The organism is Bacillus infantis (assembly GCF_050107595.1).
Lineage (GTDB): Bacteria > Bacillota > Bacilli > Bacillales > Cytobacillaceae > Bacillus_AB > Bacillus_AB infantis_C.
Window position 1 is genome coordinate 180,874 of the sequence record NZ_JBNILH010000010.1, and the last position, 15,293, is coordinate 196,166.

General features: G+C 47.2%; 18 protein-coding genes. 8 read left to right on the forward strand and 10 right to left on the reverse strand.

Annotation, left to right across the window (positions count from 1 at the left end):
• Positions 1-306: 306 nt before the first annotated feature.
• From ACQCVH_RS20035 to ACQCVH_RS20050, 4 genes are all read right to left on the reverse strand, one after another.
• Positions 307-1,179: a cation diffusion facilitator family transporter gene (locus ACQCVH_RS20035; protein ID WP_426837354.1), complete on the reverse strand. Its 873-nt coding sequence runs from the start codon at positions 1,177-1,179 to the stop codon at positions 307-309.
• Positions 1,180-1,419: 240 nt separating this feature from the next.
• Positions 1,420-1,881 (reverse strand): GNAT family N-acetyltransferase, encoded by a 462-nt coding sequence (locus ACQCVH_RS20040; protein WP_426837355.1) that lies wholly within the window; start codon positions 1,879-1,881, stop codon positions 1,420-1,422.
• A 42-nt stretch (positions 1,882-1,923) separates the two neighbouring features.
• Complete coding sequence (locus tag ACQCVH_RS20045; protein WP_426837356.1) at positions 1,924-2,451, reverse strand: DUF4367 domain-containing protein; 528 nt, start codon at positions 2,449-2,451, stop codon at positions 1,924-1,926.
• 71 nt (positions 2,452-2,522) lie between these two features.
• Positions 2,523-3,050, reverse strand: a complete 528-nt coding sequence (locus tag ACQCVH_RS20050; protein ID WP_257989578.1) for an acyl-CoA thioesterase — start codon at positions 3,048-3,050, stop codon at positions 2,523-2,525.
• Between the two features lie 200 nt (positions 3,051-3,250).
• Between ACQCVH_RS20050 and ACQCVH_RS20055 the strand changes: the two genes are divergently transcribed.
• The gene (locus ACQCVH_RS20055) at positions 3,251-3,838 is read left to right on the forward strand and encodes a TetR/AcrR family transcriptional regulator (RefSeq protein WP_426837357.1); all 588 of its coding nucleotides are present in this window, start codon (positions 3,251-3,253) and stop codon (positions 3,836-3,838) included.
• A 76-nt stretch (positions 3,839-3,914) separates the two neighbouring features.
• On the forward strand, positions 3,915-4,856 hold the full coding sequence (locus ACQCVH_RS20060; protein ID WP_426837359.1) for an SDR family NAD(P)-dependent oxidoreductase: 942 nt from the start codon (positions 3,915-3,917) through the stop codon (positions 4,854-4,856).
• Between the two features lie 770 nt (positions 4,857-5,626).
• On the opposite strand, the gene ACQCVH_RS20065 is transcribed toward ACQCVH_RS20060, so the two are convergent.
• The gene (locus ACQCVH_RS20065) at positions 5,627-6,568 is read right to left on the reverse strand and encodes a magnesium transporter CorA family protein (protein ID WP_426837360.1); all 942 of its coding nucleotides are present in this window, start codon (positions 6,566-6,568) and stop codon (positions 5,627-5,629) included.
• 190 nt (positions 6,569-6,758) lie between these two features.
• Here ACQCVH_RS20065 and ACQCVH_RS20070 point away from each other — a divergent pair, with 190 nt between their 5' ends.
• A complete protein-coding gene (locus ACQCVH_RS20070; protein ID WP_426837361.1) occupies positions 6,759-7,025 on the forward strand; it encodes a hypothetical protein in 267 nt (88 codons plus the stop codon).
• 54 nt (positions 7,026-7,079) lie between these two features.
• Positions 7,080-7,772 carry a TrkA C-terminal domain-containing protein gene (locus tag ACQCVH_RS20075; RefSeq protein ID WP_426837362.1) on the forward strand — a complete coding sequence of 231 codons (693 nt, stop codon included), beginning with the start codon at positions 7,080-7,082 and terminating at the stop codon, positions 7,770-7,772.
• A 3-nt stretch (positions 7,773-7,775) separates the two neighbouring features.
• Here ACQCVH_RS20075 and ACQCVH_RS20080 read toward each other — a convergent pair whose 3' ends face one another.
• From ACQCVH_RS20080 to ACQCVH_RS20090, 3 genes are all read right to left on the reverse strand, one after another.
• Positions 7,776-8,309: an RNA polymerase sigma factor gene (locus tag ACQCVH_RS20080; RefSeq protein ID WP_426837363.1), complete on the reverse strand. Its 534-nt coding sequence runs from the start codon at positions 8,307-8,309 to the stop codon at positions 7,776-7,778.
• A gap of 81 nt (positions 8,310-8,390) precedes the next feature.
• Positions 8,391-8,828 (reverse strand): DUF1284 domain-containing protein, encoded by a 438-nt coding sequence (locus tag ACQCVH_RS20085; protein WP_426837364.1) that lies wholly within the window; start codon positions 8,826-8,828, stop codon positions 8,391-8,393.
• Between the two features lie 51 nt (positions 8,829-8,879).
• On the reverse strand, positions 8,880-10,205 hold the full coding sequence (locus ACQCVH_RS20090; protein ID WP_426837365.1) for a polysaccharide biosynthesis protein: 1,326 nt from the start codon (positions 10,203-10,205) through the stop codon (positions 8,880-8,882).
• A gap of 246 nt (positions 10,206-10,451) precedes the next feature.
• Here ACQCVH_RS20090 and ACQCVH_RS20095 point away from each other — a divergent pair, with 246 nt between their 5' ends.
• The 3 genes from ACQCVH_RS20095 to cotJC are packed head-to-tail and all read left to right on the forward strand — an operon-like array spanning position 10,452 to position 11,508.
• On the forward strand, positions 10,452-10,667 hold the full coding sequence (locus ACQCVH_RS20095) for a spore coat associated protein CotJA (protein ID WP_426837378.1): 216 nt from the start codon (positions 10,452-10,454) through the stop codon (positions 10,665-10,667).
• Positions 10,660-10,926, forward strand: coding sequence for a spore coat protein CotJB (locus ACQCVH_RS20100; RefSeq protein WP_257989569.1), 267 nt, complete (start codon positions 10,660-10,662; stop codon positions 10,924-10,926). Before ACQCVH_RS20095 ends, ACQCVH_RS20100 begins: the two co-directional genes overlap by 8 nt.
• A gap of 12 nt (positions 10,927-10,938) precedes the next feature.
• Positions 10,939-11,508: a spore coat protein CotJC gene (gene cotJC / locus ACQCVH_RS20105; RefSeq protein WP_426837367.1), complete on the forward strand. Its 570-nt coding sequence runs from the start codon at positions 10,939-10,941 to the stop codon at positions 11,506-11,508.
• A 45-nt stretch (positions 11,509-11,553) separates the two neighbouring features.
• Here the strand turns inward: cotJC and abc-f are convergent, their stop codons facing one another.
• Both abc-f and ACQCVH_RS20115 read right to left on the reverse strand, forming a co-directional pair.
• Complete coding sequence (gene abc-f, locus ACQCVH_RS20110) at positions 11,554-13,437, reverse strand: ribosomal protection-like ABC-F family protein (RefSeq protein WP_426837368.1); 1,884 nt, start codon at positions 13,435-13,437, stop codon at positions 11,554-11,556.
• Positions 13,438-13,618: 181 nt separating this feature from the next.
• On the reverse strand, positions 13,619-13,753 hold the full coding sequence (locus ACQCVH_RS20115; protein ID WP_426837369.1) for an RAxF-45 family protein: 135 nt from the start codon (positions 13,751-13,753) through the stop codon (positions 13,619-13,621).
• 268 nt (positions 13,754-14,021) lie between these two features.
• Here ACQCVH_RS20115 and ACQCVH_RS20120 point away from each other — a divergent pair, with 268 nt between their 5' ends.
• Entirely contained in the window at positions 14,022-14,741 is a 720-nt protein-coding gene (locus ACQCVH_RS20120) for a tryptophan-rich sensory protein (RefSeq protein ID WP_426837370.1), read from the forward strand.
• The last annotated feature ends 552 nt before the right edge of the window (positions 14,742-15,293 follow it).

The following is a 15,293-nucleotide window of genomic DNA, read 5'->3' on the forward strand; positions in this document are numbered from 1 at the left end:
TGTTGATTTCCGTTCCAGGCACTTCGCTTTCCGCGGGGCGGAGTTGAGCCTCCTCGGAGCAAGCTCCTGTGGGGTCTCAACTCTTCCGCTATCTCCCGCAGGAGTCTGCGTGCCTTGCACTCCAATCAACAGGTCTTTGAACTTTTTTTGGTGATTTCCCATCACAAAGATTTACTTCCTCTTTAAAATTTTTGACTTTTCAACACTAAAAGGAGATGCGGAAGATTTTCCGTACCTCCTTTTTCAATTTTCTTATTTTACCTTTTATACGAAAAAAGAGACAGTCCAAACTGCCCCCTTCTCCCATCAATTAGGCTCCACATGAACATGGACATCATAAACCCCGTGATCCTTCATCAGCGCTTTTTCCACATGTGTGGCAATATCATGTGCTTCCCTGATATCAAGTGTTGAATTGACCAGAATGACTACATCCAATACTTCATTATTGCCGTAGTTCCTTCCCTTGATTGCTTTAACACCCTTAACGCCGGGCACCTTCAGAATTTCGTCGCTGTATTTGAGGAGCAGATTTTCATCAAATCCATCAGAAAGATCATGTGAGGCCTGTATGAATATATCCCAGGCGGTCTTGCAGATCAGCAGCCCGACAATGATGGCTGTTACGGTATCAAGCCATGGCATGCTCAACTGCGAACCAAAGATCCCGGCAGCCGTTCCAATACTCACCCAGGCATCCGATAAATTATCCTTTGCTGCAGCCATGACGGCTTTGCTTTTAATCTTATCAGCCAGCCATTTATTATAACGGTACACAAAGTACATGGCAGCAGCTGAAAAAATGCCTGTATAGGCCGCGATGATATCAGGCGGCGTTTCCTTCCGCCCATCAAAAATGGAAGCTGCTCCTTCTATTAACACCTGCAGCCCGACAGCAGCCATGATGAACGAGGCAACCATGGAGGCGATCGTCTCACTCTTCCAATGGCCATAGCCATGATTCTGGTCAGGCGGGCGCTGCGAAATTTTCAGGCCGATCAAAACGGCAACAGATGCAATGATATCAGTTGTATTATTTAAACCGTCTGCCTTCAGGGCAGCCGAATCGCTTATATATCCTACCAGGAGCTTCAGGACAGAAAGACATATGTAAGCAATGATGCTTATAATTGCCCCGCGCTCCCCCAGCTTCAGATCCTTATACTTTTGTTCTTCCATCCCGGACCTCCTTTTTGCACTTGACTATAATAGCAGGCAGGAATCGGGTGGGTCTAGAGCAATCTTATTGTGTCCCCTTAACTAATTAAGGAGCAAGCAAGTAAGTTGGCTGGAGGAAAATTAACTGCGTGCAGAAAAAAAGCCGCCAGTATTCTGGGGGCTGCAGAAAACACACAAAGCCATACAGCAGCCTTGCGTGAAGTTTTTATTAGTGTCTCTATCCCAAAATTGTCTCGATTTTTAGAGGAACAGCTCCAATTCTCCTTTATTTCCTGTGAAGCCAGCTTTTCTGTAGAGCGGCTCCCCCTCCTTGGAAGCATGGAGCCATACCCTTTTCACTCCCCTGACCCTGCATTCATCCAAACATTCCTGCAAAAGCCTTTTCCCAATGCCAAGTCCGCGGAATTCTGGAATTGTATACATGTTCAGTATATATGCCTCCACTCCCTTGGGGTTCCCCGGATAAGGAGGCCTCCGAAAAATAGCAATCCCGCTGGAGGCTGTCATTTTTCCATCACTCTCAGCAAGATAAGCAATGAACTCCCCATTAGCTAAAGCTATTTGGAGATAATCTCTTGTTTCCGCGGTAATTGTTTCTTCATCTTCAGGCGACGCCAGCTCACCCAGCTCTTTTAAAAGAAGGATCCTTAAATCTAAGATACTCTCAATATGCTCAGTTGAAGCCTTTATAATAGCTGACAATTCAACCCCTCCGCTTTCCTGGTTCCGGTTCCCTAAATAATCTTAATTGAAGGACTCTGCCATCTTAATCATCTGAGTTTTGCTGACTTCGCTCGGCGTCAATAATGGAATGTATGTAATCTGATAGTGGACCCCATCATCCTCCCAGTACAGGATCCTCTTATCGCCATGATCTGGAATAAATACTCCTTCCAAACCTTCTCCGATTCTGACCTTTTCCTGTTCAATATCTTTCCCATATTCAGATTCTTCTTTTTTAATGACAAGCTCCATAGTGTTTTTGTTTTTATTCATAAAAGTCAAATCCACCTGGCCGACACCGTCTGAATAGGTTTCCCATACTTTCATGTCAGGGAAAGGCATTCTTTCCGGCAGCTTGATTTCCATCGGCAGCTTTTCCCTTTTTAGCTGCGTGGTTTCCTGTGTGTAGTCGTATTCATGCATATTTCCCCTTGCATACGTCCAGCCGCCGCCCGCTGCTGCCAATAAAAGAACAACAAGAATTAACATTCCCCGTTTATTCAAGCTACTATCCTCTCCCTCAATATGGATCTTCCTATATTCTACCATTTTCCTTTTTCCTTTTGCTTTAATCTCCGCAAAAAAAGAAGCAGCTCTTTAGCTGCTCCTTTGTGTGACAATCATCCCCTGTCCCGCTGCCAGGGAAGGTCTGCTCCGTATTTGTTTGCACGCGCCTCGCTGTCTTTCCGGCGCTTTTTGCGGATTTCGAGACGCTCCTTGGCTGACTCATTAAGGCTTTTCTCTTCTTCTGTTTCAGGGACAACCTGCGGCACTGCAGTCGGCTTGCCCTGGTCATCTATTGCAACAAAAGTCAGGAATGAGACGGCGCATACATTCCTCTCTCCTGTAATCAGATCTTCTGCAATGACCTTGACGAAGATTTCCATTGAAGATCTCCCTGTATAGGTGACGAAAGATTCCAGGCAGACGGAATTGCTTTCATAGATCGGATGAAGGAAATCAACAGAGTCGGTGGAAGCCGTCAGCACATTCATCCTGGCATGGCGCATAGCTGAAATAGCAGCGACATCGTCAATATAGGCCATCAGCCTTCCGCCAAACAAAGTACCATAATTATTTGTATCCGGCGGGAGCACGATGCTCGTTTTTACAACAAAAGACTCCCGGCAAAATTTTTTGTTTTCCATGATAATGCCCCTTTGCAAGAAATAAACTTATGTATCCATCTTACCAGATTCCCCTTTTTGCGGCCCGGGAATCCTGTTCTTGCGAGAAGTTTTATTAAAAATTGGCTGCTCTTTAATAATATGGTTGAAAATTCCTTTTTGAATGCATATAATTTAATTAACCACTGTTCAATAAAAAATATTCAGCAAAGGTGATCATCATGTCTCCAAGAAAATCTGCACAGTCTGAGCTGACAAAAGAAGCAATCCTGGACGCCGCAAGAGAACTTTTTGTGGCACAAGGCTACAGCTCCGCCTCAATGAGGAAGGTGGCCCAGGCCCTGAACTGCAGCCATGGCGCCCTTTATTATCATTTTAAAAATAAAGCTGAGCTTTTCTACGGCATAGCGGAGCAAGGGTTTGAAAAATTAAATGCTCTGCTGAAGGAAATCATGGGCCGCACGGGGTTGTCGAATGAAGAAAAGCTGTTTGAGATCCTTCTCGGCTATATCCGTTTCGGATTGACCCACCAAAAGCATTATGAAGTGATGTTTCTGATCCGTGATGAAGAACTGGACTGCTATATGCAGGAAGCGCCTTATGAAAGCTACCAGCACTTTGCCGAAGCGATTGCCGTCCTTCTTCCAAAGCCGCCTGCTGCCCAGCAAATCTGGTCTGCTTTTATCAGCCTGCACGGTTTTGTCACCCACTTCAGCCGCTCAGAGGCTGAGTTTGAGGAAACACAAGACCTTGCCCGCACGCACGCGCGCTTCATCATTGGCGGATTAGAGGCTGCAGCTAAATCATAAAAAAGAAATGGAATCCATTTCTTTTTTTAACACATCAATTGAACACTGGTCAATAACCAAAAGGGAGAGAATCATTATGAAAACTGCATTAGTATTAGGAGCTGCCGGCGGAATGGGCTATTCACTCACTGAAGCACTGCTTAACAAGGGCTTTCATGTCCTTGCTGCCTCAAGATCGCTTGAAAACCTGGAAAAGCTGCGCAGAGTCTCCGGAATGGCGCCTGATATCATCACGTGCGACGCCATGGACAGGGCTGCGGTAAAGCAGGCCGTTTCCCAGGCAGATCTTGTTTTTCACAGCATTAATATCCCCTATCAGGACTGGGGCAGCCTTTCCATCATCATGACCAACATCCTCGAAGAATGCCGCATCCAGAACAAACCTTTCATCTACACAGACAATATCTATGCATACGGCAGGCAAGTATCCCCTGTCAATGAAGCCGCGGTTAAAAATCCGCATACGAAAAAAGGCAAGATCCGCCTGGAGCTCCTTGAACAGATCCGGAAGTCAGGAACCCGCTACATCATTGCCCATTTCCCTGATTTCTATGGACCTGACACAAGCAATACCCTGCTTGACTATACGTTCAAGAAGGCCATAGCTAAGAACAAGGCAGGCTTTCTCGGCAAAACTAATCTTGACCGGGAATTTATTTATATTAAGGATGCCGCCGAAGCACTGGCAGAGCTTGCGCTGCATGAGGAAGCATATGGCGAGGACTGGAATATTCCAGGGTCCGGCACAATTACCGGCAAGGAGATCGAAGCGGTATTGGCTGGATACTTCAACAGGCCGATCAAGCTATGGCCCATTTCAGGCTGGATGATCCAGTCCATCGGCCTCTTTGATCCTTTCATGAGAGAATACGCCGAAATGATGTATCTGAACGAAACGCCCGTTATTCTGGATGGCTCGAAATACGAAAGGCTGATTGGCCCTATTCCAAGGACCCCTTATAGCGAGGGCATAACCGCAGCACTGCGGCAGCTCGAGTCCCAGCCCGCTGCACGATAATATGGAGATGGCTGCTCTTGGCGCAGACTTTTGGTTTTGCAGGGTGAACTGAGGATTTCTGATGATAGATCATGAGATTTAGAGGGTTCGAGTGTGGATCTGAGGCTCTCTATTTTAGAAAATGTGATTCAGAGGGTTCTAGTCGAGCCAACTAAGACCCTCTATCCTACAAATTGTGATTCAGAGGGTTCTAGTCACGCGAACTAAGACCCTCTATCCTACAAATTGTGATTCAGAAGGTCCTAGTCAAGCCAACTAAGACCCTCTATTCTCGAAAATGTGATTCAGAAGGTCCTAGTCAAGCCAACTAAGACCCTCTATTCTTAAAAACGAGATTCAGAGGGTTCTAGTCCAGCGAACTAAGACCCTCTATTCTACAAAATGTAATTCAGAGGGTTCTAGTCAAACCAACTAAGACCCTCTATCCTACAAAATGTGATTCAGAGGGTTCTAGTCACGCGAACTAAGACCCTCTATTCTACAAAATGTAATTCAGAGGGTTCTAGTCAAACCAACTAAGACCCTCTATCCTACAAAATGTGATTCAGAGGGTTCTAGTCACGCGAACTAAGACCCTCTATCCTCGAAAATGGGATTCAGAGGGTTCTAGTCGAGCAATTCAAGTCCCTCTATTCCCGAAAATGGAATTCAGGGGGTTCCAGTGCGGCCACCTGGGAGCTGCTAAAAAAACTCCACTCAAAAAACCCCTTCAGGCAGACATTTTCCTCATGTCTGCCTGAAAGGGTCCACACACCTGCGAGAGGCTCTTGTTATTTAAAAAACGAATTCTTTTTTCTCCCTTTAAGAATATCGCCCATCCAGCCTTTGCTGCGCAGAATCAGATAAATGCCGATGGTGGAGGCAATCATGAGGACGATGGCGAATAGATAACCCCATTTCCACTCCAGCTCCGGCATCAGCTTAAAGTTCATTCCCCAGATTGCTCCGAGTGCAGTTATTGGTGTAAAAAGGGTCGTAAGCACGGTGAGTGTCTTCATGATTTCATTTCCCCTGTGGGCAGAAACGACTTCCTCAATGTGGACAAGCGTCGCGATTTCCTGCTGGTATTCCCTGATCAGCATCATGGCCCGGTCCGTCCTCATAGCGGTCCGCTGATATTGTCTTCCGTCAGTTGCGAAATCGCCAAATGCCTCTTCAGCAGCAATTTTCAGCTCCTGGAAAGGCACCGTGAGGTTTTTCCAGACAAGAAGCTCATGGCGGGATTCATAGATTTCCTCAAAGGTGCTGAGGCTGTTTCTTTGTTTAACCTTCCAGAGAAGATCGTTCAGTTTTTTCTCATATCCATCTATTTTGGTTAAATTGGAGTCCAGTATCTGCCCCAAAAAGACAAAGAAACCTTCGATAGCATTATCCGCAGCATCCATTTGCTTTAAAAGCAAATTCTCCCGTACAGAATCTATGGCATCAAATTTAAAATTCACGGTGATTAAAAATTCCCTCGTAAGAAAGAAATGGAAAAAGTTATAATCCTTCTGGTCCTCCAGCGTCTGCTGGTAAATCAGCGAGCCGCGGATATGCTCCCTGCCAGGTATCAGTGTATCCATCTGGAGGCAGTTCGTATCACTTTCGCTCGAAGAGTCCCTCCACTCCTTGATGGCTTTATCAAAATGTTCCTCATTTAAACTCAATAATTCATCTATCGTATGGAAATTATGCCAAGTCCATTTGTTGTCATTCAATTTATACTTCATGGTATCCCCCGCCTTTCTTTTCCTGTTTCCCTGCTCACAGGCTTCCTTAAACCAATTTAGCAAGGAAGCAGATAAAGGTTTTACCAGTTTCTCCAAATACTGATGCAGCGGGCCAGGTTTGAGTATGATTCAAAAGGGTACATGTAAAGCAAGCCAAATTAAATCATTTTTAAAGGAGGAGCTTTTTACCATGAATACTCGTCCAATGAATTCGTATATCCTTGCCGGAGTCGGCATCAGCAGCATCCTGCTGCTTGCGTTGAAAAGCAGAAAGAGAATCCAGACATTCACAGTGAATGTGACAAACAAAGTACTTCCTTCCAAAGCGAAAAATCACCGGGTGGTACCGGTTGAAAAAGGCGGGCATCCAGATCCGTATGATGTCCAGGATAATAAAATGGTTGATGAAGGATCCATGTACGCTGTGAATTATTACAACGAGAAGGAACAGGCCTGAAGCGATTTTTATCCTTCAGGCTTATTTTTGTCCAAGAGGAATTAGGGGGATATTATGGCTTATCTGTTTATTTTTTCATATATCATCATTATCCTGGCGGTTATTGAAATCAGTGCCCTTCTATTTATCTATACCGGGCTTGATAAGCAGATTGCCCGCTTTCAGGTTATCTCCATGATGACGGGAACCGGATTCACAACAGGGGAGTCCGAGCTGATTCTTGAGCATCCATTGAGGAGAAAAATCAGCGCCTTTCTGATTTTATTCGGCGCTTTTTCCCTTGCTGTCATTATTTCCACTATCAGCAGCATTCTGTCCGATAATTTTTACACCAAAGAGGTAGGATATGTCATCATCGTTCTTTTCCTGATTATCCTGCTATTGAAGCTGCCTTTTGTGCGGAACAAGCTGATTGACTGGCTGAAGCATAATGCCGAAGAACATTATGACTTCACGGACCTGCCGATAAAAGATGTCCTGCTGACAGATGATGACGACTACATTTTAGAATATCCCGTACTGGAGGATTCTCCGTTTGCAGGAAAGAAACTGAGTGAAATCATCGATCCCGAGAAGGATGATGTGGTTGTCCTGTATGTCAGGAGAGGCGAAATCACAATCCGGAAGGAATGCCTGTCCACTGAAATACAGGAAGGGGACGATATCTTCGTTTACGGAGACAAAGAGACCATCAAAAAGATATTCGGAGATGAGACAGAGGGCAAGGACGTCAAGAAGGAGGGCTGACCGTTACTCACCGCCCAGCCTGGCTTTAAGCCTTTCTTTCCCTCTTTTCATTCTCGTTTTTACAGTAGACATCGGCGCATCCACTTCAGCGCTGATTTCCATCAATGTCCGGTTATGGTAGTAGAACAGCAGAAGCGGGTCCCGGTACATTTCAGGCAGTGAGCCTATCGTTTCCACCATTTCCTCGCGGCTGGATTTATGGAGGAATTCCTCCTCAGGCTCCGGACTTTTTTCCGCTTCCATGGAATATTTGTAAGCCTCTTCCTCCCAGAATCTCTTTTCCTTTTTCTCTTTTCTCCAGAAGTCCCTGCACTTATTAATAGCAATCCTGTAAAGCCAGCTTCTGAATTTGGCTTCTTCCTTGAAGGCCGGAAAAGCGAGAAAGGCAGAGATCAGAACCTCCTGATAAAGGTCTTCCGCCTGCTCTTTATGGCGGATCAGCGAATAAATATATTTATAGATAGAGAGTCCGTTTTCCTTGATTAGGTGGTCAAAACGGCTTTGGCCGGTTTTGTTTTCCTGATATTGGGGCAGCATGCTTTCTTCTCCTTTCCCCATTTGCGTTTTCATTTAATAAACGCACAAAAGGAATGCCTCCCCTACAGTTTTACAAAAAAATTATGATGTTGGCTCCAGCCTGTACTTTTCCCTCAGCAGGAAGATCCCTTCTTTACATACCCCATAGGGAAGCCATGAGCAGCCTTCACATAAATAGTCCAGGTCATCCGGATGGACCTTGGCAGCTGTCAGGCTGAGCAGCAGATGCTTATCATACTCCCTGTTTTCCTCTATTCCCAGGTGCTCAATCACCTTTGCATCCATGGACAGCACATGAGCATTTGATCCCTCGCTTGCCTCGCAAATCACCTTTCCCTTATGCGGGCAAGCCCCGCAGGCGTGGTCGAAATCAGCCACTGCCTTGATTCTGAATTGCTTGCGGTCATTCCGGATATCCTCCACAATCTCTGCCATATTTTCCACGAATCCCGGGCTGTAGCCCATCCCCCGGAAACCATGGACACATAATAGATGGTGGCCCCTAAGCGTTCGATCCATTACCATCACTCCTTTACATCTACCAATTCTCCATTCAGCCGGAAAATCCTTTTAGAGAGTCTCCGCCCTGTCATCCTTCAGGGTCCAGAAGGTGATGCCGATCTTCTTGCAGATTGTGAGGTAATGCATGAATGTCAGCAGCATGATTCCTGTATTCATGCCGATGATAATGCCGTCCATCCCAAGCCTTTGGCCGAGGAAATACATGATCGAAAACGAAACGATCGTGGACCAGACAGTATGGACAAAAGCATCCTTCATCAGACCGAGTCCGATCAGATATGCCTGCATGGGAATGACAAAATAATGGAGCAGGAAATATGGGCATAGAAGCATGAGGTATACTGCCGCATCTTTAGAATGGAAAAACGTTTCTGTCAGCGGCTCAGCAAAGAAATAGATGGCAGCAGCTGCAGGAATGCCATAGATGGCGGTAATCAGCATCACCTGCTTCAGCAGCCCGATGAGCACACCGGTTTCATTGCGCGCCTGCGCCTTGGACACTGCCGGGATCAGCATGATCAGAAACGAATGGGCGATAAAAGCAGGAAAAAAGCCGATCGCCATGGCGATTCCCGTCAGCATCCCAAATTGCCCGAGTGCCATTTCCTGGCTGAGGCCGGCCTGCACAAGTGCTGCTTTTATCAAAAAAGGCTGTATGGCATGTGTAATAGAGTGGAATACCCGCAGAGCCGTCGTCGGGATGGACACAGCCATCAGGTTCTTCCTTACCGCCGCCCCCTTCAGGCTTTCCGAGGGCCGCCCCTTTAATTGATGATATTGGATGAAAAATACATGCAGCAGGTACAGGAAAATGACGATTTCACTGCCGATGAACGTGCAGATGCCGACCAGCATGGCTGTTTCTGTATTAAAATCAAACAGCTGATACAGAAAAACAAGCAGCAGCAGCTGGAACAGCTTCCGCACAAGGCTGGTGTATGCAATCTTCCCCATTTGGTTCTTCCCCATAAAAAATCCGCGGGCAATCGATGAAAAAGAAATGATCGGGATCAGCAGGATGACCAGCCATCTGAGCAGCGGAGAGAAGTGCTGGAAGACCGGGACAAATGGCAGAATGGCCATCGCGGCAAGAAACAGCGCCGAGGAAAAAACGATGGTCAGCCTGATGGCATGGCCCAGCATGCTCCGATGGTATTTTTCTTCTTTTTCTGCAACGAATTTGGAAACGGAAATAGGAAGCTCAAAGCTGGCAAGCAGCATAACAAGGAATATCGTCGGAAGGACGGACATATACATCCCAAGCCCCCGCTCGCCCAATTCCCGCGCCAGCACCATATTCACCAGAAATTCTATGCACTCCCCCAAAAAGGAGGCAATCACCAACACGAGTGTTCCCTTCAAAAACGAATTCATTGTTCAGATTCTCCTTGTCTCTCGATCTTTGGCCGGCAGCCATACTTTTAAAAGATATGAGACAAGTCTATGAATTATTATCCTCATGCAGGATTGCGCTATTGATTCCCTTTTTTAAAAGGAGGAGCCCGCCTCTCCAGCCTCCTCAGTTATATCCTCCCATTTTCCGCATAAGATGAAATGACGAGTTTTATCCTAAAGGAGGTTAAAGGCTTGAACTATCAGAATGAAGTGCATTTTACCCCAATGAAAGCCTATAGTCCCTACCACAGCCCCTATGATCCGTGTCCGCCTTTGAAAATCAAATACTACAGCACACCGCCGCACTTATATATGCATTTTCAGCCGCCGAATCTTGAGCAATTCCCGCCCCACGAAGCACTGATGAGGGGAACGCTCTGGAAGCCTCTCTATGACTATTACGACAATCGCTATAAGAAAGGAATCCACGGCCATGGCTAAACAGATGGGCAGTGAATATTACCAGCTGATGTACGAAATCCAGGCGGCGGATTTCGTGCTTGTGGAGCTTACCTTATACCTCGATACCCATCCCGGCGACAGGCAGGCTCTGCAGCAGTTCCAGCAGTTCTCTGACTATTCCCGAAAACTGAAGAAGCGATATGAAAAAGAATACGGGCCGCTCCTGCAATTCGGGGTCAGCAACAACCCCGGCGACACCTGGAAATGGAGCCAGGGACCTTGGCCCTGGCAAGTATAAGGAGGATCCTTCATGTGGGTTTATGAGAAAAAACTGCAATATCCAGTGAAAGTAAGCACCTGCAACCCAACATTGGCGAAGTATCTAATTGAACAGTATGGCGGGGCGGACGGCGAACTGGCAGCTGCCCTCCGCTACTTGAATCAGCGCTACACCATTCCGGAAAAAGTCATCGGACTCCTCACAGACATCGGGACAGAGGAATTCGCCCATCTTGAGATGATTGCGACGATGATCTATAAGCTAACCAAGGACGCCACTCCTGAACAGCTGAAGGAAGCCGGCCTTGGAGAGCATTATGTCAATCACGACAGTGCGCTTTTTTATCATAATGCAGCCGGCGCCCCTTGGACGGCCACCTACATACAGGCAAAAGGTGACCCTATCGCCGACCTGTACGAGGATATTGCGGCAGAAGAAAAGGCGCGGGCCACCTATCAATGGCTGATCGACATTTCTGATGACCCGGATATCAATGACAGCCTCCGTTTCCTTAGGGAAAGGGAAATCGTCCATAGCATGCGCTTCCGTGAAGCCGTGGAGATCCTGAAGGATGAGCGTGATAAAAAGAAGATATTCTAATAGATCCAAAATGAAGAAGCCGGATCCTCATCCGGCTTCTGTTTGTTAGGAAAGGCATTCTTCCAGTTTTCTATACAGTTCTTCTCTTCTTTGTTCAAGCTCTTCTTTCTCCCTGAACATATTTTGCAGGGCAGATAAATCCGTTTCGATTTCAAGCCTGCCGTCCAGTGCAGAGATTTCCTTCTCTAAAAGCGCAATGTCTTTTTCCGTCTGCTCCGGATTTTCTTTGCCCGCTTTTTGGATTTCCTGGCGCACTGCCGGCTTCTTTTTCGCCGGCTTTTCTTCTATAGTGGGCGCCTGCCTTTTTTCTGCCTTCTTCCCTTTTGCCCAATCATAGCTTCCCGCAAAGGTATGCAGCTGCCGGTTTTCAATCCAGCTGACCTTGGTGAACAGCTTATTCAGGAAATAGCGGTCATGCGAGACTGCGAGAATGGTTCCCTTATAGTCCTGCAGCGCCTCCTCCAGGACTTCCCGGGATTCAATGTCGAGATGGTTTGTCGGCTCATCCAGAATCAGAAAATTTATATCCTGGTACATCAGCTGCGCAAGGCGCAGGCGCATTTTTTCACCGCCGCTCAATTTGGACACCCTGCGGAAAACCGCATGCCCATAGAACAGGAAGCCTGCAAGAATATTCCGGGCTTCCCCTTCCGCCACAGAAATCTCATTCCGGAATGCTTCAAGGACGGTTTCATGCTCAGAGCCAGGCTGGATATGCTGCGACAGATAGCCTATTTTCACATTGCTCCCTACCCTTACCTCTCCGGCATCTGCCGGCACCTCGCCGAGGATCATTTTCAGCAGTGTTGACTTGCCGCTGCCATTGCTGCCGACAATCGCTGTCCTGTCCTGAAACTGGATATGGAGATCAGCTCCTTCAAAAAGCATCTGGCTGCCAAAATACTTGGAAGCCCCTTTCACCATCACTACATCCTTGCCGCTCCGCTGAGCAGAATCCAGCTCCATATTCATTTTCTTGCGGTTCAGAATGGGGCGGTCGAGCTTTTCCATCCTTTCAAGCGCTCTTTCCATGCTCCTCGCCCTTTTGTGCAGCCCTTCATTCGGCGGGTTGGCCTGGTTGGCCCATTCCCGCAGGCGCTTGATTGCTTCCTTCATTTTCTTGATTTTCTTCTGCTGCTCTTCGTACTGCTGAAATTCCCGCAAAAGCCTTTCTTCCTTTTCTTTTACAAATCCGCTGTACCCTGTCTGATAAGAAGTGAGCTCCCCATCCTCAAGATCGAAAATCCTGCTGGCGATTTCATCCAGGAAATAGCGGTCATGGGAAACCACAATCACGGTTCCAGCGTATTCTTTTAAAAATACTCCCAGCCACTCTACGGCATCAATATCCAGATGGTTGGTCGGCTCATCGAGCAGGAGGAAATCCGGATTTTGCAGCAGGGTGAAGCCGAGTGAGACTTTTGTTTTTTCCCCGCCGCTCAAGGACGAAAAGCTTTTGTTCAGCAAATCCTCGATCTTAAGGCCTGCTGCCACCCTGGCCAGACTTGCCTCCATTTCATAGCCTCCGCCATGGGAAAATTGCTCCTGAAGCACGCCATATTCTGCGATATACCGCTCCAGCCTGCTGGCATCTTTTTCCTCGGCCATTGCCTGCTCGCACTCTTTCATCTTCCTCTCAACCACCGTCAGTTCCTTAAATGCCTGAAGGAGTACATCCCTGCCTGAAAAATGCTCAGGATATTCAGGAACCTGCAAGAGATAACCAATCCTCGTGCCTTTTTTCCAATGGACCTGGCCTTTATCAGGCGTCTCGGCGCCAGCCAGCAGCTTGAATAAAGTCGTCTTGCCGCTTCCATTCCTCCCTACAAGGCCCACACGGTCACCTTCATGAATCTCAAAAGCCACTTCCTCAAAGATGGTTGTGCCTCCATACATTTTTGCTATATCATTTCCGCTGCATGCGATCATGTTCATTTCCTCCAGATAATAATTGTTTTTTGGCATAATAAAAAGCCATGGGAAAAATTTACCCATGGCCCTGCTTTTATGACAGACCCGTCCTGAAAGCAGGACGAAGCCAAAAAAAGGGGAGCATTCATAAGAAGCTCCCCTTTTGCCCGTTCATAAATAAGCGGATCAGAGATGTTTCTCACCGTTTTGTTTTCCATATGAAGTTGCTGAAAATGGACAGACTTGTCCCGTTGGCAGCAGCTTCATGAAAAATTGCACGGCAAATCGAAAGGTATGACATCCAGTCTCCGCGCAGCAAAACAGCGTTATTCATCTCTTCTCCACCTCCCTTTGATATAGTTAGCTATATTCTACCGTTGTCAGAATAATTTTTCAAGCCTGTTTTTTAAGAGATGCATTCCCCTATGCAGCAGTAGCTGACCGGCCACGCCCGGCTGAAGCATGATATGGAGGGCTTTTTCATTCTTTTGCATCTATCCGCTCTCTCTCCAATGGTTATCTTCTCCCCTTGTGAGGAATAAGGTAAATAGGCAGCTGGTGCCTGGCACCATGCTTAATCCATAGAGAGAGGAGAAATGAAGATGCTGCGTGCCTTTCTGCATGTTATTTTCTATTTACTTGTTGTGGGCGTGAATATACTGGCAAATGCGCTTCCTTTGAATGGGCAGACCACCGGGGAAATCTCGGATCGGCTCGATGTGATGTTCACCCCTGCCGGCTATGTATTTTCAATATGGGGGCTTATTTATATACTGCTGGGGATATGGGTATTGAGGGAATTTCCACAGGACCGGCGGGATCTTCCGCTTTATGAAAACACAAGCCTGTTGTTTATCCTCACCTGTCTGCTGAACAGCGCGTGGATCTTTGCCTGGCATTATGAATTCTTCCTTGTGTCTGTCCTGCTGCTGACCGGCCTTCTGCTGACTCTGATCTTCCTTTACGTCCGGCTCCAGGCTGCCAGTCCGTCATTCTTCGACAGGCTGCCATTTTCCGTTTATCTCGGCTGGGTCAGCGTCGCGGTGGTTGCCAATTTCAGCTATTATCTCGTTTATATCAGCTGGGACGGCTTCGGCCTGCCGGATGCGGCCTGGACGATTATCATGCTCTGCGTCGCTTCAGCTCTTGCCATCGTATTCCGGATCAAAAACAGCGACCGCATATACCCGCTCGTCTTTGTCTGGGCCTTCATCGGCATCGCCGTCAGGAACTGGGATGAACATGCTGCAGTATCTTACACAGCGCTGGGATTGGCGGCTGTTATTTTGATATTTGCTGTCATTCCTTTTAAGAGGGATTGATGAAAACTCCTGCTCGGTGGTGGGCAGGAGTTTTTTGAATTAAAGGGAGACTAGTGTAAAAGGGAGTGAAGAATTGCCATAAAATTATAGAGCCCTGTTGATTGCAGCGGAAGGCACGCAGACTCCACATAAAATGCATGCGCATTTTTCTCGTGCGATGCAATTGCGAAGAAGAGGATTCAACGTCCTGCGGGAGATAGCGGCAGGGCTGAGACCCCGCAGCGCGCAAGCGTGAGGAGGCTCAGCGCAGCCCCGCGGAAAGCGAAGTGCCTGCAGCGGAAATCAACAGCCCCCATTTAGGAAGATATTTCATGAGAGATTGAAGGACTGCCTCAAAATTACAAAGACCTGTTGATTGCAGTGGAAGGCACGAAGACTCCTGCGGGAAGTAGCGGCAATGCTGAGACCCCGCAGGCGCGCAGCGGTGAGGAGGCTCAGCGCCGCCCCGCGGAAAGCGAAGTGCCTGCAGCGGAAATCAACAGCCCCTTTTAGGAGACATTTCATTCATATGGATTGAAGGATTGCCACAAAATTTCGAAGCCCCTGTTGATT

Bases quoted from the DNA above. Each gene is read 5' to 3' on its own strand.
- ACQCVH_RS20085 (WP_426837364.1), bottom strand. From the start codon at position 8,828: ATGGATCGAACGCTTAGGGGCCACCATCTATTATGTGTCCATGGTTTC.
- ACQCVH_RS20050 (WP_257989578.1), bottom strand. From the start codon at position 3,050: ATGGAAAACAAAAAATTTTGCCGGGAGTCTTTTGTTGTAAAAACGAGC.
- ACQCVH_RS20065 (WP_426837360.1), bottom strand. From the start codon at position 6,568: ATGAAGTATAAATTGAATGACAACAAATGGACTTGGCATAATTTCCAT.
- cotJC (WP_426837367.1), top strand. From the start codon at position 10,939: ATGTGGGTTTATGAGAAAAAACTGCAATATCCAGTGAAAGTAAGCACC.
- ACQCVH_RS20045 (WP_426837356.1), bottom strand. From the start codon at position 2,451: ATGGTAGAATATAGGAAGATCCATATTGAGGGAGAGGATAGTAGCTTG.
- ACQCVH_RS20060 (WP_426837359.1), top strand. From the start codon at position 3,915: ATGAAAACTGCATTAGTATTAGGAGCTGCCGGCGGAATGGGCTATTCA.
- ACQCVH_RS20055 (WP_426837357.1), top strand. From the start codon at position 3,251: ATGTCTCCAAGAAAATCTGCACAGTCTGAGCTGACAAAAGAAGCAATC.
- ACQCVH_RS20095 (WP_426837378.1), top strand. From the start codon at position 10,452: ATGAAAGCCTATAGTCCCTACCACAGCCCCTATGATCCGTGTCCGCCT.
- ACQCVH_RS20070 (WP_426837361.1), top strand. From the start codon at position 6,759: ATGAATACTCGTCCAATGAATTCGTATATCCTTGCCGGAGTCGGCATC.
- ACQCVH_RS20115 (WP_426837369.1), bottom strand. From the start codon at position 13,753: ATGAATAACGCTGTTTTGCTGCGCGGAGACTGGATGTCATACCTTTCG.
- ACQCVH_RS20080 (WP_426837363.1), bottom strand. From the start codon at position 8,309: ATGCTGCCCCAATATCAGGAAAACAAAACCGGCCAAAGCCGTTTTGAC.
- abc-f (WP_426837368.1), bottom strand. From the start codon at position 13,437: ATGATCGCATGCAGCGGAAATGATATAGCAAAAATGTATGGAGGCACA.
- ACQCVH_RS20075 (WP_426837362.1), top strand. From the start codon at position 7,080: ATGGCTTATCTGTTTATTTTTTCATATATCATCATTATCCTGGCGGTT.
- ACQCVH_RS20100 (WP_257989569.1), top strand. From the start codon at position 10,660: ATGGCTAAACAGATGGGCAGTGAATATTACCAGCTGATGTACGAAATC.
- ACQCVH_RS20120 (WP_426837370.1), top strand. From the start codon at position 14,022: ATGCTGCGTGCCTTTCTGCATGTTATTTTCTATTTACTTGTTGTGGGC.
- ACQCVH_RS20035 (WP_426837354.1), bottom strand. From the start codon at position 1,179: ATGGAAGAACAAAAGTATAAGGATCTGAAGCTGGGGGAGCGCGGGGCA.
- ACQCVH_RS20090 (WP_426837365.1), bottom strand. From the start codon at position 10,205: ATGAATTCGTTTTTGAAGGGAACACTCGTGTTGGTGATTGCCTCCTTT.